At 53.7% G+C, this 19,419-nt stretch carries 16 protein-coding genes; 7 read left to right on the top strand and 9 right to left on the bottom strand.

The window, feature by feature from the left end:
• Window positions 1-79 precede the first annotated feature (79 nt).
• Genes Q334_RS0113860 through dinG form a run of 3 tightly spaced genes read right to left on the bottom strand, consistent with a single transcriptional unit; the run spans window position 80 to window position 5,099 of the window.
• Window positions 80-1,546 (bottom strand): protein adenylyltransferase SelO, encoded by a 1,467-nt coding sequence (locus Q334_RS0113860; protein WP_027313736.1) that lies wholly within the window; start codon window positions 1,544-1,546, stop codon window positions 80-82.
• Window positions 1,543-2,958: an ATP-dependent RNA helicase RhlB gene (gene rhlB / locus Q334_RS0113865; protein WP_027313737.1), complete on the bottom strand. Its 1,416-nt coding sequence runs from the start codon at window positions 2,956-2,958 to the stop codon at window positions 1,543-1,545. The genes Q334_RS0113860 and rhlB overlap by 4 nt, the downstream gene beginning before the upstream one ends.
• A 26-nt stretch (window positions 2,959-2,984) precedes the next feature.
• Window positions 2,985-5,099, bottom strand: a complete 2,115-nt coding sequence (gene dinG / locus Q334_RS0113870) for an ATP-dependent DNA helicase DinG (RefSeq protein WP_027313738.1) — start codon at window positions 5,097-5,099, stop codon at window positions 2,985-2,987.
• A gap of 102 nt (window positions 5,100-5,201) precedes the next feature.
• Between dinG and lexA the strand changes: the two genes are divergently transcribed.
• On the top strand, window positions 5,202-5,810 hold the full coding sequence (gene lexA / locus Q334_RS0113875) for a transcriptional repressor LexA (RefSeq protein WP_211249549.1): 609 nt from the start codon (window positions 5,202-5,204) through the stop codon (window positions 5,808-5,810).
• Window positions 5,811-5,812: 2 nt separating this feature from the next.
• Window positions 5,813-6,298, top strand: a complete 486-nt coding sequence (locus Q334_RS19215) for a SulA-like leucine-rich domain-containing protein (RefSeq protein ID WP_051527812.1) — start codon at window positions 5,813-5,815, stop codon at window positions 6,296-6,298.
• 249 nt (window positions 6,299-6,547) lie between these two features.
• On the opposite strand, the gene Q334_RS0113885 is transcribed toward Q334_RS19215, so the two are convergent.
• The 3 genes from Q334_RS0113885 to topA form a co-directional block, all read right to left on the bottom strand.
• Entirely contained in the window at window positions 6,548-6,820 is a 273-nt protein-coding gene (locus tag Q334_RS0113885) for a hypothetical protein (RefSeq protein WP_027313740.1), read from the bottom strand.
• 12 nt (window positions 6,821-6,832) lie between these two features.
• Window positions 6,833-7,357 (bottom strand): DUF6586 family protein, encoded by a 525-nt coding sequence (locus Q334_RS0113890; protein WP_027313741.1) that lies wholly within the window; start codon window positions 7,355-7,357, stop codon window positions 6,833-6,835.
• A 176-nt stretch (window positions 7,358-7,533) separates the two neighbouring features.
• Complete coding sequence (gene topA / locus Q334_RS0113895) at window positions 7,534-10,149, bottom strand: type I DNA topoisomerase (RefSeq protein WP_027313742.1); 2,616 nt, start codon at window positions 10,147-10,149, stop codon at window positions 7,534-7,536.
• Between the two features lie 184 nt (window positions 10,150-10,333).
• Between topA and Q334_RS0113900 the strand changes: the two genes are divergently transcribed.
• Window positions 10,334-11,005 (top strand): hypothetical protein, encoded by a 672-nt coding sequence (locus Q334_RS0113900; RefSeq protein ID WP_027313743.1) that lies wholly within the window; start codon window positions 10,334-10,336, stop codon window positions 11,003-11,005.
• A 3-nt stretch (window positions 11,006-11,008) separates the two neighbouring features.
• Here Q334_RS0113900 and Q334_RS0113905 read toward each other — a convergent pair whose 3' ends face one another.
• From Q334_RS0113905 to Q334_RS0113915, 3 genes are all read right to left on the bottom strand, one after another.
• Window positions 11,009-11,239: a DUF1653 domain-containing protein gene (locus tag Q334_RS0113905; RefSeq protein WP_027313744.1), complete on the bottom strand. Its 231-nt coding sequence runs from the start codon at window positions 11,237-11,239 to the stop codon at window positions 11,009-11,011.
• Between the two features lie 50 nt (window positions 11,240-11,289).
• A complete protein-coding gene (gene hrpA, locus Q334_RS0113910; protein WP_027313745.1) occupies window positions 11,290-15,216 on the bottom strand; it encodes an ATP-dependent RNA helicase HrpA in 3,927 nt (1,308 codons plus the stop codon).
• Window positions 15,217-15,336: 120 nt separating this feature from the next.
• Window positions 15,337-16,389: a nicotinate-nucleotide--dimethylbenzimidazole phosphoribosyltransferase gene (locus Q334_RS0113915; protein WP_162157437.1), complete on the bottom strand. Its 1,053-nt coding sequence runs from the start codon at window positions 16,387-16,389 to the stop codon at window positions 15,337-15,339.
• Between the two features lie 235 nt (window positions 16,390-16,624).
• On the opposite strand from Q334_RS0113915, the gene Q334_RS0113920 reads away from it, so the two are divergent.
• The 4 genes from Q334_RS0113920 to rimK all read left to right on the top strand — a co-directional run bounded on the left by Q334_RS0113920 (window position 16,625) and on the right by rimK (window position 19,381).
• Complete coding sequence (locus tag Q334_RS0113920) at window positions 16,625-17,404, top strand: DUF4198 domain-containing protein (protein WP_027313747.1); 780 nt, start codon at window positions 16,625-16,627, stop codon at window positions 17,402-17,404.
• Complete coding sequence (locus Q334_RS0113925) at window positions 17,404-17,910, top strand: hypothetical protein (protein WP_027313748.1); 507 nt, start codon at window positions 17,404-17,406, stop codon at window positions 17,908-17,910. The genes Q334_RS0113920 and Q334_RS0113925 overlap by 1 nt, the downstream gene beginning before the upstream one ends.
• A gap of 116 nt (window positions 17,911-18,026) precedes the next feature.
• A complete protein-coding gene (locus Q334_RS0113930; RefSeq protein ID WP_027313749.1) occupies window positions 18,027-18,479 on the top strand; it encodes an ATP-dependent zinc protease family protein in 453 nt (150 codons plus the stop codon).
• Window positions 18,476-19,381, top strand: coding sequence for a 30S ribosomal protein S6--L-glutamate ligase (gene rimK, locus Q334_RS0113935; protein ID WP_027313750.1), 906 nt, complete (start codon window positions 18,476-18,478; stop codon window positions 19,379-19,381). Before Q334_RS0113930 ends, rimK begins: the two co-directional genes overlap by 4 nt.
• Window positions 19,382-19,419 lie beyond the last annotated feature (38 nt).

The raw sequence follows: 19,419 nt of genomic DNA on the forward strand, positions 1-19,419 counted from the left end.
ATACAGCCAAACCTGCAAAACTCAGTAAACATTGCTACCATACCAAGCAATCACTACAAAGCTTCCCCTAATAAGCTAATTAAGACGAACAGCTTAAGGCGATCCCTTTACCCCAGTCTGGCGAGGCTTTTGCCCAAGAAATGGTCTGTTGATCCGCGCCCTCTAGCGCCATAAAAGGATGGCAAAGTTGCTGCTGTAACTTGGTTAGCACACTCATATCACCTTGCTCAGCCGCCTCTATTGCTTGCTGCGCCATATAGTTACGCAATTGAAAGAGCGGATTTACCGCCAACATCTGCTGTTGACGCAAGTTGTCAGCCGCTTTTTCTAGCTGGATGCGCTGCCAATAACGACTACACCAACGAGATAACGCTTGCTGATCGACAAAGAGATCACGCAGTGCCGCAGGCGGAGCAGCTCCCTCCATAAGCGCTAAATGACGAAACGCCAGAGTAAAATCCGTGCCATTGGCTGCCAATAACTGCAACCAGTCCTGCACCAACTCCACATCCTCTTCAATATCCAGCTGCAAGCCCAAACGCTGACGCATGCGATCAGCATAGGCCGCCACCAGTTTCGGTTCAAACTCCGCTAAGGCAGCCCGAAGCCCTTCTAAGGGTAACAGTGGCCGCCAGGATTCAGCCAAGGCGTGCAGGTTCCATAACGCCACCCCTGGTTGGCGATGAAAAGCGTAACGCCCTGAAGTATCTGAATGATTACAGACATAGTCGGGAACAAAGTCATCCATAAAAGCATAGGGACCGTAGTCAAAGGTCTCCCCTGCCATAGAGAAATTGTCCGTATTCATCACACCATGGCAAAAACCATAAGCCTGCCAGCCTGCAACCATGACTGCTGTACGCTCAACCACTGTCGAGAAAACTGCCTGTAAAGGATCAGGTTGCTGCAAACACTCGGGATACAGCTGCTCTAACACAAAATTTGCCAATTGCGCCAAAGCATCATGTTCCTTGCTGTAATAGAAATACTCAAAGTGGCCGAAACGGATGTGGGTCTTTGCCAGGCGTAATAACATTGCTCCCGGCTCAGGGCGTTCACGGTAAACCCGCTGCTGTGAGCTTAAAACACAGAGCGCTCGGGTTGTGGGAATCGCTAAACTAGCCATGTATTCGCTAGCCAAATACTCGCGAATACAGGAGCGCAACACTGCCCTACCATCCCCCTGACGAGAAAAGGGAGTAGGTCCGGCGCCTTTCAAATGCAAGTCCCACACCTGCCCCTGGTCATTTTGCACCTCCCCCAGCAACAGTCCACGCCCATCACCCAGTCTGGGGGTATAACCACCAAACTGGTGGCCGGCATATACCATCGCTAAAGGTTCAGGCCCCTCCCAAGGAGTCTCTCCCAATAATAAAGAGAGCGTATCGGCAGGAGCTGCCGCTGGCAGTTGCAGCAGTTGCGCCGCCTGAGGGCTCCAAGCACTGACTTGCATATCTGCCAGAGGAATCACCCCCTGGCGGTGATAAAAGCGCTCTGGCAGCTTGGCAAAGCGGTTAACAAAGCTCAGCTGCTGCCAACTCTTCATCCGTTTAGCAACTCTTCAGATGGATGCTCGCAACTCAGCTTCTGACCAATCATGGCCTCAAGCTCAGGCAACAAAAACGCATCATCTTCACCGATCAAACTAATTGAAGTACCGGTTTTACCTGCACGTCCAGTACGACCAATGCGGTGTACGTAATCTTCCAGATCCTCTGGCAGGTTATAGTTGATAACGTGACTCACATCTTCAACGTGAATACCTCGCCCCGCCACATCCGTAGCAACCAATACCTCAATTTGCCCTGAGCGGAATGCTTCCAGTGTGGCGATTCGTTTTTTCTGTACCACTTCTCCTGATAGCATCGCCACCTTGAGACCATCTTTTTGCAGACGCTCAAATAAACGACGGGTCTGATCCCGACGATTGGCAAATACCATTACCCGACTGAGTTGGCGTTGCTGAATTAAGTTGCGCACTACCTTGTATTTATCACGCTCACCAACCAAGTAGGCTTGCTGGTCGACTGAGTCGGTAGTCACCCGCTCTGACTCGATCTCGATATACACCGGATTTTCGGTCCACTGCGCCGCCAGGGCCAGAATATCCTGCGAAAAGGTCGCAGAGAACAGCAGCGTCTGACGCTCACCTTTACGCGGCGTCTGGCGAATAATACGACGCACATCAGGAATGAAGCCCATGCTCAGCATGCGATCAGCTTCATCCAACACTAGCACTTCCACCTCACGCAAATTGACCATGCCGCGACCGATAAAGTCGATCAGTCGGCCCGGAGTTGCCACCAAAATATCGATTTTCTCATTCAGCAGTTGCTCTTTCTGTCGCTCAAAGTCCATCCCCCCCACCACGGTGAGAATATTCAACCCCGTATAAGTCGACAGGGAGTGCGCATCCTTGGCGATCTGCAATACCAACTCACGGGTCGGGGCCAAGATTAAAGCCCGTGGAGTTCCTTTGGCTTGCCCACCTTCTAACGGATAATCCACCAGATCGGTAATGATGCTCACCAAGAAGGCTGCTGTTTTACCAGTACCGGTTTGCGCTTTGCCGGTGATGTCAGCACCTTGCAAGCTATGGGGTAAGGTCTGCGCCTGGATCGGGCTGCAATATTGGAAGCCCAGATCAGCGATAGCATGCATAACCACATCTGGCAGGTTGAGATCATGGAAACGGGTCTTACCCGGCTCGGGGTAAACTTCAAACTGCGCAGGAACCCAATCAGACTCCGTGGCTGCCTTGACTACCTGTTCTGGTCTATTCTGCTTAGCCCGTCCGCCACTCGCCGGTTTACGCTTACGTCTTTTCCGACGCCCATCCTGGCGACCATCGCCAGCATCTGCCGCGCGACTACGGCGGTTATCATCCTGACTGCGATCCTGGGTAGCCGGCTCTGCGCTCCGGTCTGCTTCTTTAGGCTGCAGAAATTTTTTCAGCATTCATCCCTCTCAAAAGTAAGTCGAGGTTAGTCGAGGTGACGACGAAAAGGGGGCAAGGCATCAAGTAGCAACTTGCCATAGCGCTTAGTCAGTACCCGTGAGTCCAACAGGGTAATGCGCCCGCGATCCTGTTCGGTTCTTAATAAACGGCCAGCCGCCTGCACTAGGCGAATACTGGCATCGGGCATGGAGATTTCCATAAAAGGATTACCGCCGCGCTTTTCAATCCATTCCGCCAGTCCCGCGTCCACCGGATTATCCGGTACCGCAAAGGGTATTTTGGCAATAATAACATGGGTTAAGTAATTTCCTGGTAAATCTATCCCTTCAGCAAAAGAAGCCAAGCCAAAAAGCACACTGCCCTGCCCTTCATCTAGACGCTGACGGTGTTGATTGAGAATTTCCTGTTTACTGCGACTCCCCTGAGCCAGAATCAACTCCTGCCAGGCATCACCCAGTCCCTGCTGCACCTCTTCCATCTGCCGTCTGGAGCTGAACAACACTAAACTCCCTTCTTCAGGATTCAGATGTTGCCGTAACCAATCCGTTACGGCCTGAGTATGCGCCTGTGCCTGGCTAGGATCCGCAGCCAGCCTGGGCACATGCAAACTGGCCACCTCAGCATGATTAAACGGACTCTGTACCTGCTCATAGATCGCATCCTTAGGCAAGCCAGCCCGCATCATAATGCGATCAAAGCGATTTAAGGCTGTCAGGGTGGCGGAGCAGAGCACTGCGGCAAAGCAACGATTCCAGAGCGCTTGGCGCAGCTTATCCGCCGCTAAAATAGGACTGGAGCAAATCTCCGTATCCAGCCACTCGCCCTGCTGACTCCGCTGTAGCCAGCGCGCCAAAGGAATGCTGCCCTCAGGATCAGGCTCTGCATAGCTGCGGCATAACGCCCGAGCCTCTTCCACCCGCCCCAAGAACTGGCCAATCATTGGCAAACAGGCTTCTGCATCCTTAACCGGAATATCGGCCACCTCACCTTTCACCACTTGCTGCAATCCTCGTTGCAGCCGATCCAGCAGCTTCGCCAAGCGCTCCCAGCCCTGGCTTAGTTGGCCGTGTAGATCTTGTAAGTCTACTCCCACCCTTCCTTCACTAAAGCGGTGAATCTCCACCTCCGTATCCCGCTCCAGGTTTTGCCATAACGGGCGCAATAACTCCCCAAGATAGAGTAAGGACTTTTCTAATGCCCCCACTTCGCTGGGAATTTCCTCCACCGCACGGGACATATCCCCGGTCAAACGTAGCTGTCCGGCCATTGCATTGGTGTTTTTAACTAACTGCTTTAACCAACGATCGGTCGCCCGCACTGGCATGGAGTAAGTAAAGTGGGAAAGTGCCTTATCCGGCAAATGGTGCGCTTCATCAAAAACATAAAGTGTCTTACCGGGCTCAGGCAGAATCACCCCCCCTCCCAAAGACAAATCCGCCAGCACCAGATCATGGTTAGCGACCACACAATCTGCCTGCTCCAGGGCTTCGCGCGCTTTATAAAAAGGACACTGATTAAAAAAACTGCAACGGCTGCGTAAACACTGCTGATGATCCGTAGTCAGCTGACTCCAACGATTATCAGCAATGACCTCTGGCCAGGCATCACGATCTCCATCCCAGTGCTGCCCTTGCCAAGCCTGCCCGAGCTGGTGCCATAACTGCTTGGCGTCATCTTCTTGAATTTGCTCCTGTTCAAACAACGCCAGGGTGGGATCTCCCGCCCCCTGCTGCAAACGTTCCAGTTTGAGCGGACAGAGATAACGCCCTCGCCCTTTCGCCAAAGCAAAGCGAAAATCTAACCCGGCATGCTGACGCAGCTCCGGCAAATCCTTAAAGACAATTTGCTCCTGCAATGCCACCGTCGCGGTGGACACCACCAAGGTTTTTTTCCACTCCCGCAGTAAGGGCAGTGTCGCCAATAAGTAAGCAACGGTTTTGCCGGTACCGGTGCCCGCCTCCACCACACAGAGATGGTTACCTGCCAGGCGCTCCTGCTGATCATTCTGCTCAATTTGCCCCAGCATTCGCGCGATCGCCGCTATCATATGGCGCTGACCATGGCGGGGCTTTAACTGCTTCGCTTGCAGGTAAGTCCGATAAGCCTGCTGGATGGCGTCTTTTTGGTGTTGCTCAAGCATTCAGGCTGTTCTCTCCTGCCAGTTTTTTACTGATCCGATTTTACAAAGCAAAATAGCTGTATATAATCCCATATACTGTATAAACAGACAGAAGCGACTGCAATGATCAAACTGACCAAACGCCAAACGGAAGTGCTGGAGTGCATCCGCAGTTACATCGAGACCACGGGATTCCCCCCCACTCGCGCCGATTTGGCTCGAGAGTTGGGTTTTCGGTCACCAAATGCCGCGGAAGAGCACCTTAAGGCACTAGCCCGCAAAGGTGCAATCGAGATTATCCCCGGCGCTTCTCGTGGCATTCGTTTACCCGACAATGAAGAGGCTAACCTGGGCCTCCCCATCGTTGGCCGTGTCGCCGCTGGCAGCCCTATCCTGGCTCAAGAACACATTGCTGATCACTGCCAAATCCCCCCTGCCTTCTTTAACCCCAAAGCGGATTACTTGCTACGGGTGCAAGGGATGAGCATGAGAGATGCAGGCATCCTCGATGGCGATCTGTTGGCGGTGCACCGTACCCAAGAGGTGCGTAATGGTCAAATCGTCGTTGCTCGCTTAGGTGATGAAGTCACCGTCAAACGCTTCCAGCGCCAAGGGCACCAGGTACTGTTAATTGCCGAAAACCCTGACTTTTCTCCCATAGAAGTCGACCTGCGCCAAGAAGAACTCAGTATCGAAGGTTTAGGAGTTGGTGTAATTCGCCGAGGTAACTGACTATGATGTCCTCCCCTGCTGTAAGCCCAAGCCGTTCCCTTGCTTATCCGCGCGCCCTGAACGCTGTTGCGGGACATACGCAACCCACAACGGCACGTCACTCTGATAGCCAGCGCCCAAACACTGGCTGCCGCCAGGGTGTCACTGAAGTTGTTATCAGCCACGATGATGACAGCCAAGTGCAATGGCTGCTCCCCTTACTGGCACAACTTAGCCTGGATGATCGATGGTTTACCTGGCTGGCTCCACCACAAAATCTCGCCCGGGACTGGCTGCTCACCGCAGGTGTTGATCTCAACAAATTTATTCTACTCAAGCCCGCCACAGGCCATGACATCCATAGTTTAGCCTGCCGCGCACTCCGCCAGGGAAATTGCCACCTTGTTGTCAGCTGGCCCTATGCTGAAATCAGCCAGGATGCTTATCAAAGTCTGTTACAGGCAGCCCAGGTCGGTAATAGCCACTGTATTTTGATTCGCAGTCGCTAACTTTTTACTCCTGTTTCTTTGCCACTTCCCCTGCAAAGTCAAAACCCGGCTCGCGCCGGGTTCCTTTTTATCCTTAAACTTTACCTTAAGGCATTTAGCCTAGAGACATCAGCATTTTGAAGGGCGAGCGTCTCAGGGATAGCCCCCTATGAAGTTAGCCGCTCACTACATTGGCATCCTGCCTACCTTGCCGTTGAGCTTTGAGCTCGCCCTAACGACACGCACACTGGCTGCGCCAAGCACATCAGCTCAGTGCAATAGACTTGGTACCTCATCCTCTTCTTCAGCCAACTGCTCAGCCATGAACTCCGTCAATACCTGAGCACCCGCGGTTAATACCGTGCGCGCCATTTCCAAATAGGCTTCCCCCATCAAGTCACGCATATCATCACTGACTTCAAGGCGCAGCAAATGAACGGGCTCGTCATTCTCTCGCACCTGTAGCCATAACTCTCCAGCGGTCTCCTCAACGATCTCCAGCACTCGACTCTCTTGCAAAAGCTGCTGCAATTTAGCGCTCACTATGGCTCCTGTTTACCACTCTTGAGTTTGTTCTCGACAACGCTCTACCAACTGCTGTAGTTGGCCTAACCACTGTTGCAGCTGCTGCTGCAACTCACCATCCTCTTCATGGTCAGGATTAACCTGAACCAGGTGTATCTCTGATAACCGTTCGCTGCTACTGGCTTTCTCCCGTTGCTCTTGCGCTCGCCAACAAGCCCGATAGCTTCGCACCAACTGACTTAGCCAACTATTTTGATCCGCCAACAACTGCTGAATGTACAAATACTCCGGCCCTTCATAGCCCCGCGACTCCAGTAAAGCCATCAAGTCATCCGCGACCCGTACCTGCTCTGGTGGCAGCTTATAACTCTGCGCAATCTCGCGTAATAAGGCGTGATAAGCACCAAACAAATGGGCCACAATCGACTCATGATACGACTCAATCAAGGCATGCTTATTCCAGCCTTGGCTGCTATGTGCCTGCGTTAAAGCCTCAAGGTGCAAACGGGCAAAATAGAGTTTCTGATTCGTGCGGGTTGCATAAGGATGAGTCATGGCATGTCCTTTAAGGGAGAAGTCCAGTGGTGGGCAACGACATCAGGCAATTATTTGCATCGCTAGGCCAGAACGGCACAACCGACTAACCCCAACAACTGTTGCGATTAGTCGGCTTTTTATAGCGAGTCATTGATAATGGTGTAGCACCTGAGCGTTTAACTGACCGAGTGACCTCAGCTTACCACCCATTTGCCGTTCTGGTAGTAAGCCTTCCAACCGGTTGCCTTACCATTGACCTCCGTCATCACATACTGCTCTTTAGTTTTACGACTAAAGCGGACCATTGCCAGATTACCTTCCGGATCTTTACTTGGTGCCTCCAACAGGAAGTGATATTTAGGATCAATCTCGTCCTTATGCGGTAACAACTCTAAGATGAAGGGAGCACGGGTCTCCCGATTTTTCGGGAATTGACTGGCCGCCAAGAATAGCCCTGTCGCGCCATCACGCAGCACATAGTGGTCATCCACTTTTTGACAACGCAATTCCGGCATGGGTACAGGTTCCATTTTAGGTGGAGCCGCTTCGCCATTTTTCAGCAACTTACGAGTATTGCTGCAGGTATCACTAGTACAACCGAAATACTTACCGAAACGACCTGTTTTCAGCTGCATATCGGCACCGCACTTGTCGCACTCAATCAACGGCCCATCATAGCCTTTGAGCTTAAACTGCCCTTGCTCAACCTCGAAACCAGCACAGTCGGGATTATTGCCACAGACATGCAGTTTACGTCCAGCGTCAATCAGATAGCTCTCCATCGCGGTACCGCAGAGACGGCAACGCTTACGACTGCGCAGCAAACGAGACTCTTCTTCATCGTCCGCATCCACGCTGACCACTTCATCTCCAGGAGTGAGGTTCAGCGTCGCCTTACAGCGCTCTTTCGGTGGTAAGGCATAACCACTACAGCCCAGGAACACCCCAGTACTACCGGTACGAATCAGCATTTCTCGACCACATTGCGGACAGGCAATATCCGTAGAAGTCGGCGAATTCGCACGCATGCCATGTTCGTCATCGTTAGCAGCGGTTAATTTGCGGCTAAAGTCGTTATAGAACGCATTGAGCAAGTCCAGCCACACCTGCCTGCCGCTGGCCACATCGTCCAACAGCGTTTCCATCTTGGCGGTGAAGTTATAGTCCATTAAATCCGGGAAGGACTCGACCAAACGATCTGTGACGATATCGCCGATTTTTTCAGCATAGAAACGGCGATTCTGCACCTGCACATAACCCCGTTCCTGGATAGTTGAAATAATCGCCGCATAGGTGGATGGGCGGCCAATTGCCCGCTTTTCCAGTTCTTTTACCAAGCTTGCTTCGGTATAGCGTGGGGCAGGCTTAGTGAAGTGCTGAGAAGGCAGTAATTCTTGCAGATTCAGCGTCGTGCCCGCCTGGATATCGGGCAGAGTAAGATCCTCATCTTTCTTCGCAATCGCCGGCAGCACCTTGGTATAACCATCAAACAGCAGGATGCGCCCACGTGCGCGCAGCTCAAACTCTGCAGCCTGTACCAGCAACGATGTGCTCAGATATTTAGCTGGGGGCATCTGGCAGGCCACAAACTGGCGCCAGATCAAATCGTACAAGCGCTCCGCATCCCGCTCCATGCCAGCTAACTGGGTAGCTTTGACGCTGACATCAGAGGGACGAATCGCTTCGTGCGCCTCTTGCGCTCCTTCTTTGCTGCTATAGGTCTGCGCTTGCTCCGGTAGATAATCCTGGCCAAAGGTTTTGCCGATATATTCACGGCAGGCCTCTACCGCCTCCGCCGACAGGTTCGTCGAGTCGGTACGCATATAGGTGATGTAGCCCGCTTCATACAAACGCTGAGCCAGCATCATGGTTTTCTTCACCCCAAAGCCTAAGCGAGTACTGGCCGCCTGCTGCAGGGTTGAAGTGATAAAGGGCGCATTAGGGCGGGACTGTGTGGGCTTATCTTCCCGCTCTACCAAGCGGAAACTGGCTTGGCGCAGTTTTGCCAGTGCAGCCTCGGTATCCTGTTGATTCAATGGGCGGAAGGCCTGATCACCCTGCCGCGTCACCTCAAACTTAATCTGTTCTTTGCCTGCCTGTAATTGAGCAGCCACCTGCCAATACTCTTCCGGCACAAAAGCACGGATTTCCCGCTCACGCTCGACAATCAAACGCACCGCCACCGACTGTACACGACCGGCTGATAATCCACGCGCAATCTTGGCCCAAAGCAGCGGCGACACCATGTACCCCACCACTCGGTCAAGGAAACGGCGCGCCTGCTGAGCCTGCACCCGATGCATATCGAGCTGACCTGGGTTTTCAAACGCCTGCTTGATGGCATTTTTAGTGATCTCGTTGAACACCACCCGGCGATAACGGCTATCATCACCGCCTATTGCCTCGCGCAGGTGCCAAGCGATAGCTTCCCCTTCGCGATCCAAGTCCGTTGCCAGATAGATGGCATCAGCATCTTTAGCCAAGCGCTTCAGCTCTTCCACCACCTTTTCTTTGCCAGGCAGAATTTCGTAATGGGCACTCCAGTTGTTTTCTGGGTCCACTCCCATACGAGCAACCAGTTGCTCGTGCGCTTTGCGCTCTTTGTAGGCTGCCTTTTCGACAGCAGACATTTTACGGGTACGAGCAGCCTCCTGAGCACGCTGCTTAGCGTCCACAGGTTTAGCACTGCCACTGGTGGGCAAGTCACGAATATGGCCGACGCTGGACTTCACGATGTAATCGGAGCCCAGATACTTATTGATCGTTTTGGCCTTAGCCGGCGACTCTACTATTACTAAAACTTTTCCCATTTCCCCTCTCATACCCCCAGATTGGGTAGCGGCGCCCTGGCCTCTGTAGGGGCGCACTTATAGCGATCCCAAAAAGCCTTTGTCAAGTTCCAAATTCAATCTAGCGCTTAACTCCACACCAAGATATCTTGCCTAAGCGCTTGAAAGTCGTACCATAAAAAGCCTTTAACGAAGGAGCGACCTGATGTGGATGACAGGCCTGATCATATTCTTGGTGTTCCTGTTGATAGGCTCATTAGTCGTTAGCCATCTGGCTTATAAGAAAGAGCAAGAGCTCCTTGCCCGGGAACACACATTCAACGCTTATCGCGCCAGGGCGGAGCATATTCAAGAACTCATTACCCAGCTCACCCACTTACCGATTGAACACGACACCTGGTCTGCCATCATCAGCTACCTAGTGCATATATTAGGGAAGATGAAAGAAGTCAAACCAGAAGCGGCTTATCTGGATGATGTCATTGCGGAGCAGGAGGCCCTGCGCAATCGCCAACCCCAGTACCAAGTGCCCGCTAGCGACCGAGCCATCATTAAGACCCAGAAGCTGATCCGACAAGCAATGCGCATCTTACGCCAATCCCGTGGTGATGGTCTGCTCAGCCCCAGCGCACTGGAAGAAGGCATCAATCACCTCTCCTATATCCATAATCTGGTGGAGATTGACGCTCACCTGCAACAAGGCATTGAAGCTACAAAGGGCAAGCATCACCAGGATGCCGTCACCCACCTCAAACACGCTAAAGGGGTGTTACTACGTACGGTCATGAGTGACAGCGAACGCAAGCAAAAACTGGATGAGGTGGAGCGCCATCTCAAAGAGGTCTTCCATCCTCCTTTCCAGTTTCCGACAGAGTAATGTTCAGTCTGGATTGATCAGTAAAAAGCGCGGCACACGCTCCCCCATCACATCCACACTTGCAGTGAAGTTGTCCAAAGGGCGTACCCATAGCGCTTGATCACCATACAGAGGACGGTAGAGCACTAACCATTCCTCGGTTTCGCTATGACGAACCAGGTCCACCACCTGATACTCTGCGCCCTTAAAATGGCGATAACGCCCAGGCGGCACCCGCTCAAAGGGGTTTGGCATACTTGGCTCCACAGTTATGGTTATTCACGACATAAGGGCTTGAGTATGGCTCAGGCCTTGGGAATTTGCTCCCAGAGTTTATCCAAACGTTTGGCAGAAACCGGCTGCAAGGTTCCGAGGGTTTGGGCAAACAGCGAGATCCGATACTCTTCCAATAGCCAACGGTACTCGTCCAGCAAGGGCTCTTCACGACCGAGACGCTGCAACGCCTCACGCCGTGCCAGATATTGCTGCCAACGCTGCCCCAGCTCTTGACTGGCCTGCTGCTCCTTCGGCAAATGGTTCTGAAAGCGTTCCAGACGTAACTCTATCGCTTTGAGATAGGTCGGCATACGGCGTAACGCCGTCAGGGGGGTGGCACTGATAAAACCTTTAAAAATCAAAGCTTCTAACTGCTGTTTAATGTCGGCAAAAATCAGTGCCCAAGCCAGGCTCACTTTGCCCTGTAAGCGCTTGCTAATGCGATTACGGCTTTCTAACAGGTTGGCAACTAACTGCGCCAACTCATTTGCTGCCCCTACCACTTCAGCACGCTGTGCGGCCAAGCTCTCAGCAAATGCCTGCTGATCACGCGGCCAGGCATCCGTCTGCAAGAATACCGTTTCCAGTGCAGCGTTGATCAGATCGTCAAAGAGTTCTTCTTTACGCCCGACTCCAACAAACAACAGGGCAGACTGGTTTAACTTGGGCAGGTTCTTCTGCAAGTACTTCACGGTGTCTTGCAACTGCAAGCGGTACAGTTTCAACAAGCCTAAGCGCATACTGGTTTTGGCCCGCTGAGGATGATCAAACAACTGCACCGCGACACTGTCGCCCTCATCCACCAGCGCAGGATAGAGCTTGATCCGAATCCCGCCCTGCTCCCGGGTCAGTTCCTGCGGCAATGCTACCTGGGGAAAGACTGTTAATCCTTGTTGCTCCAGCCCCGTAGCGGGCAGAGTAGCCAGTTGTGCCTGGGCCTGATCAGCAAAGCGCTCACGCAGCGCCAACAGATCACGCCCCTGCCCAATTACTTTGCCACGCCCATCTAACACACGAATACGCATCAAGTGATGGGGCTCGAGCTTCACCTCACGCCATTGGCTTTCCTCTACCAACACACCGCTCATACGACGTAACTGGGCACTCAGCGCTTCGGTGAGGCTACCTTCCTGACTGGGTAGTGCCGCTAAAGCGGCATCCACATAGTCGGGAATCGGCACAAAATTACGCCGCAGCTGCTTGGGTAAGCCCTTCAGCAAGGCAACACATTTATCCTTTAACATCCCCGGCACCAACCACTGCAAACGCTCCTGCGGAAACTGCACCAGCAGCGCGGCAGGCAAGTCGAGAGTAACACCATCGGCTTCATGGCCAGGCTCAAAGTGGTAATGCAGGGGCAACTCCATGCCCTGAAAAACCAACTTGTCTGGGTACTGTTGCTGCGTCACCTCATCCGCCCCATGGCGCATCAGGTACTCTTTAGTTAAAAACAGCGCCTGGGGATTGCGCTGTTCCAGCTTACGCCGCCAACTTTCAAAGGCTGCGCCATTGGCAACCTGCTCCCCCCCCAGGGTATGAAGCTTCTCCAGATAGAATTCGTACAGGGTCTCTTCATCAACCAGGATATCCCGCCGTCGCGCCTTGGCTTCTAAGGTTTCCACCTCCTCCAACAGGGCACGGTTATGCTGGAAGAAGGGCGCTTTGCTGTCATAGTCGCCATTCACCAGCGCTTCACGAATAAAGATTTGCTGACACAGTTCCGGTTCAACCTGGGCATAACTGACCTTACGCTTGGGTACTAGAATCAAACCGTAGAGACTGCGCTGCTGATAGGCCACCACCTCGGCGCGCTTACGCTCCCAATGTGGCTCTAAGTAGGCATCTTTTAACAACGCCTGCGCCAAAGGCTCGACCCACTCGGGCTCAATTCGTGCCAGGGTGCGGGCATAGAGCTTGGTGGTTTCCACCATTTCCGCCGCCACTACCCATTTCGGCTTTTTCTTGAACAGGCCTGAACCAGGGAACAGCATAAAGCGGCGATTACGTGCTCCCAGGTAATCGCCCTCATCGGTTTTCATACCAAGGTTACCGAGCAAGCCGGCAATCAATGCCTGGTGCACGTTCTGATAACTGGCCGGTTCACGGTTTTCCGCCAGTTTCATTTCCTTCAACATCAGATGCAGTTGACGGTGTACATCACGCCATTCCCGCATGCGCATAAAGTTCAGAAACTGCTTTTGACAGTACTGCCGCAGCTGATTCTGGCTCAATGCCTGACGCTGCTCTTCATAGCCATCCCAGAGCTGCACCAGACTTAGAAAATCCGATTCTTCATGGGCCCATTGGCGATGCTTTTCATCCGCGGCCTGCTGGCGCTCCACCGGCCGCTCACGCGGGTCCTGCACACTCAGGGCACTGACAATAATCAGCACCTCACGCAAGGCATTGAGCCGCGCCCCTTCCAGCAGCATTCTGCCCAGCTGTGGATCAATAGGCAGGCGGGCTAATTGACGTCCCTGCGGGGTGAGGCGGCGATGCTTGTCCACGGCACCCAGTTCCTGCAACAGGCGGAAGCCATCATTAACAAAGCGACTATCAGGCTTTTCCAAGAAGGGGAAGTCCTCTATATCCCCCAGCTTTAACGCCAGCATCTGCAAGATTACCGAGGCAAGGTTAGTCCGCAGGATTTCCGCATCGGTAAACTCAGGCCGGTTGCTAAAGTCTTCTTCACTGTACAGACGGATACAAACCCCCGGCCCCAAGCGGCCACAACGTCCCTTACGTTGATTGGCACTGGCCTGGGAGATCGGCTCAATCGGCAAGCGCTGCACTTTGGAGCGATAGCTGTAACGGCTGATCCGGGCAACCCCGGTATCGATCACATAGCGGATACCGGGTACCGTCAAGGACGTTTCGGCAACGTTGGTCGCCAGCACGATACGCCGCCCCTGCCCGCGGGGATGGAAGATTTTTTGCTGTTCACGCGCAGACAAACGGGCATACAGGGGCAGCACCTCGGTGTCGCGCAGATTGGCCTTACGCAGGGTATCCGCCGCTTCACGTATTTCCCGCTCACCACTTAAAAACACCAGCACGTCCCCAGGCCCCTGGTGTTGCTGGCGCTCGTCTTGCGCCAACTCTTCCACCGCCGCGAGAATCCCTTCGTACTGGGTCAAATCGCGGTCAGCGGCCTCTTCATCAGCAGCATCCAACAGCGGCCGATAGCGTACCTCAACTGGATAGGTACGCCCTTCCACCTGAAAAATCGGACAATTATTAAAGTGCTGCGAGAAGCGCTGTAGATCAATGGTGGCCGAGGTGACAATGACTTTGAGATCAGGCCGTTTGGGCAGGATATTGCGAATATAACCAAGCAGGAAATCGATATTCAGACTGCGCTCGTGGGCTTCGTCAATAATCAGGGTGTCATACTGCAGCAGTAACGGATCATGCTGAGTTTCTGCCAGCAAAATACCATCCGTCATCAGCTTGACCCGGGTCGCCGCCGAGCTTTCATCTACAAAGCGTACCTGATAGCCAACCACCTGACCCAGCTCAGTGCCCAACTCCTCCGCCAACCGCGAGGCCACCGCTCGGGCAGCCAAACGACGGGGCTGGGTATGGCCAATCCGGCCACGCAGGCCGCGGCCTAGTTCCAAACACAATTTGGGTAGCTGAGTCGTCTTACCTGAACCGGTTTCCCCTGCAACCACTACAACCTGGTGCTGCGCTAAGAGCGCCAGCAGCTCATCATGCTTTTGGCACAGAGGTAGCTGCTCATCATAATGCAACCTGAATGCCGCCTGAGCCCGGCTGTTCACCAGCTGTTGGGAACGCTCAAGCAACTGCACAAAACGCCCCTGTAAGCGATCATAGGGCCTACCCTGGGCGACGGCTTTGCGCATTCCCGCCAGAATCCGCTGCAATTCCTGACTATCTTGCAGGGTGCAGTGATCAAGTTGGGCGCTCAGCTCAGCAAAGGGGGCAGTACTCACAGGAACATCTCCTTTTAAACAGGGGGCGCATTATACGCAGCCCCCGGCGTTCCTGTTAAGGAAGGTCCACACAAATCCCATTCCTCTTTGGCAAGAATGCAGCAATGCTATGGGCATCGATTACCAGTCTTTACGCTGCTCCATTTCATTGTGCAATTGGCAGGCTTGGCGCAGCACCCCCAGAGCAATGGCGGCCCCCGCTGCCTCCCCCTGTCTTAGCTGTAAGTTCAAGATAGGCTTTGCCTCCAGCGCTCTTAATACTCGCGCATGACCAGGCTCAGCATCTTGCTGGGCAAACAATAACCACTCACGTGCACCGGGTTGCAACTGCACCGCCAACAGCGCCGCCACCGAGCCGACCAAGCCATCAACCAAAGCGGGCAGGCCTAATTGCGCACAACGTAAGTAGCCACCCACCAGTGCGGCCAAATCTGCGCCACCCAACTGTTGCAGTACCTCTAAGGGTGGTTGTTCCTTACCTGACCAGCGCGCTTGCGCCTGCTCCAACAGCTGACAACGCTCAAAGCGCAGTTTTTCTGGCTCCTGCGCGTCACAGTAAAATTCGCTCTGTCCTCCCAACAGCGTGAAGGCCACCACCGTTGCCACCAACGAAGCACCACAGCCAAGCTCACCGCCGACCCATAACCGGCAACCAGCCTCCCAAGCCGAATCAACTCTGTCACGCCCCACCGCCATGGCTTTAAAGCAGTCATTTTCAGACAGGGCTGGTTGCTGCAGCAAATTGTCACTGCCGCTGACGGCCTTACGGCTTAACACCCCCTGCAAGGGCTCCAGCGTATCCTGCATACCGACATTGACGACCTCAAATCGCGCCCCCTGATTACGGGCAAGGATACTGATCGGCGCCCCACCACGAGCAAAACTTCGCACCCGTTGCTGGGTATGCTCCGCCGCCCGCTCGCCCTCGGCTAACCCCAGCAAGCTCGGGTTAATTGCCTGACAGAGGCCATGATCGGCCGCAAATACAGTCAGCTGTACAGGATCAACCGCTGGCCGCGGAGTATTCTGTAAAGCGGCTAGCTCAATCGCTAGCTCCTCCAGGCGCCCTAGGGCACCAGCCTGTTTTGCAAGCTGTTGTTGATAGTGGCGAGCCTGCTGACGCACGCTCTCACGAGGGGTTTTGATCGGGGCTTCAAACCAATAGTCAGTCACCATGACTCCTTACCACATGCTGGGTTGCCGCCGGGCTACAGCTGGATCAATCGTTGGGCAGTTACTCATCCACCACACTCAAGCACTGCTTAAGTGGGCAATCAAGCCCGCCCGAGTGGCTGTTATAGGTCAACTCTGACTGAACTACCAGCGCAAATTCCCCCTGTCTAACCGCATCCTCCCTTGACCCGCATCCAGCCAATCCCTACCATCAGCTTTCCTGCCCGGATGCTGAATGTGTATGCCTGTCACCCGCACCCTGTTCCGTTCTGTTTTTTTGAGCCTGCTGCCACTTACAGCCCTGGCTCACTTTCAAGAGCTGATCCCGAGTACGGACATGGTCTACGATCACCATCGCCGTCAAATAGACTTCGCCATCAGCTTCACCCATCCGACAGAACAGGGTCCGGTGATGCCTATGCAGCCCCCACAAGAGATCGGGGTACTGATAAACGGCAACCCCCGTCTTTTAAATGATGACCTGGAAGCAGGCAGCGCGCCCCATACCTATCACTTTGTTTATGATATTGATGAGGCCGGCGACCATGTGTTCTACCTCAAACCCACCCCTTACTGGGAAGCAAGTGAAGGTAAAATGGTCAGCCACTACACCAAAGTAGTGATTGATGCCTTTGGCCGTAGCAATAGTTGGGATGCTCTGGTTGGTTTCCCCGTCGAAATCCAACCCCTCAGCCGCCCTTATGCGCTCTGGGTCGGTAATGTCTTTCAGGGCGTGGTATTACGCCATGGTGAACCTGTGCCCTTTGCCGAGGTAGAGGTGGCTTACCATAACGATGGCAGCCTGCCTATTCCGGCCGATACTTATCGACTACAGATTGTCCGTGCCGATGCCAATGGCACCTTTACCTATGGCCTCCCCAAAGCCGGCTGGTGGGGGTTTGCGGCACTCATCACCGCGGAAGAGCCTGCACTCAACCCTGATGGCAACTTTGTTGACCATGAAGAAGGCGGCTTACTCTGGGTATACGCCCGTGATCCAAGGATGACACCCTGATGCCAGTTTGGTTACTGCTTGCTTTATTACTGGCTCCTGTGGCGAGCTGGGCGCATAGCCTCAAGCTGTTTGTCAACGTGGGGGAGCGTTATCTGGAAGGACAAACCTATTTTATTGGTGCCGGCCAAGCTTCAGGGATCAGCATTAAATTGCTAGATGACGAGGGCCGTACTATTACCCAGATCATTTCTGACGCAGATGGGCACTTTCGCCTGCCCCGCCCTAACCGTGGCGAAACCATTATCCAGGCCGTACTGGATGAGGGGCATCAGGATAGTCTGTTACTCACCCCGCCTAAAACCAAAGGCGATAGTCTGGCCAGTAACGCCCCACAGGACATTGCCGTCGTAAATGACAAGCTGAATCGCTTGCAGGATAGTCTCGATGCCTATCAGCGCCAGCTCAAAGTGCTGGACATCCTAGGTCTGATCGGCTTGGCGCTGGGTATTGTTGGCATCAGTCTGTGGTGGCGAGCCCGTCATAAAAAACCACCCGAACAGCACTAATCCTCCGCAACCGGTGGCTAATATTGCTCCAATAGCGCCATTTTTGCTGGCGACACCAGCCAGTTCAATCCTCTTCACCTAGACTCCTCTGCAAACCCTGGGATGGGATAGACCCCATGAGCGACACTGCAATTCTCGGCTGGTATGAGTGGGTACAGTTACCTGACCTCGACCTCCCCCCAATCAAGGCCAAAGTGGATACCGGCGCCCGCACCTCTTGCCTGCATGCCTTTTCCATTGAGCCCTTTGTACGCAATGAACAAGACTGGGTGCGCTTCCATGTTCACCCCTTACACAAGCGCGATGATGAAGTACGTATCTGCGAGGCTCCCGTCTTAGAGCAGCGCCACGTGCGCGACTCCGGTGGCCACGTCACCTTGAGATACGTGATTCGTACCCGTATGCAATTAGGTAGCCATATTCAGGATGTCGACATGACCCTGATGGCACGCGATGACATGCAATTCCGTATGCTGATTGGCCGCACCTCGATTCCTGCTGGCTTTTTAGTTAACCCCCATCGTTCCCGACTTCTTAGCCGTAAAGCTCCCAAGAGGGCAGTATTATGAAAATTGCTATTCTTTCCCGTAACCCCAACCTTTACTCCACCCGTCGTCTGGTGGAAGCGGGACAACAACGCGGCCATGAAGTGCGGGTAATCGATACCTTACGTTGCTATATGAACATTTCCAGCAACGCCCCTAGCATCCACTACATGGGGGAGGACTTAGTCGGCTTTGATGCGGTTATCCCTCGTATTGGTGCCTCCATTACCTTTTATGGCACTGCGGTGTTACGTCAGTTTGAAATGATGGGGGTCTACCCCTTAAATGAGTCCGTGGCGATTTCCCGCTCACGCGACAAACTCCGTTCGCTACAATTACTTTCCCGCAAAGGATTGGGGCTGCCTGTCACCGGTTTTGCCCACTCCCCGGATGATATCCCTGACTTGATCAAAATGGTTGGCGGAGCCCCACTAGTGATCAAGCTACTGGAAGGTACTCAAGGTATTGGCGTGGTATTGGCGGAGACCCGGAAAGCCGCCGAAAGTGTTATCGAGGCCTTTATGGGCCTGGATGCCAACATCATGGTGCAGGAATTTATTAAAGAAGCAGGCGGAGCGGATATCCGCTGCCTGGTGGTAGGGGGCAAAGTAGTGGCCGCGATGAAGCGTCAGGCTCAACCAGGCGAGTTCCGCTCCAACCTGCATCGCGGTGGTAGCGCCGCCTTAGTACGTCTGAGCAAAGAGGAACGGGAAACCGCCGTCAATGCCGCCCGAGTGATGGGGCTTAATGTCTGTGGGGTGGATATTCTTCGCTCAGAACGCGGCCCACTGGTGATGGAGGTTAACTCTTCACCGGGGCTCGAAGGCATTGAAACAGCTACCAGCAAGGATGTTGCCGGTCTGATTATTGAGTGCATCGAGAAACAAGCCAAACCCAATCACACTCGCACCCGCGGCAAGGGTTAAGCTTTACTAGACCCCATCGTGACCAAGCACCGATGGGG

The sequence above is a fragment of the Balneatrix alpica DSM 16621 genome (genome assembly GCF_000619885.1).
Lineage (GTDB): Bacteria > Pseudomonadota > Gammaproteobacteria > Pseudomonadales > Balneatricaceae > Balneatrix > Balneatrix alpica.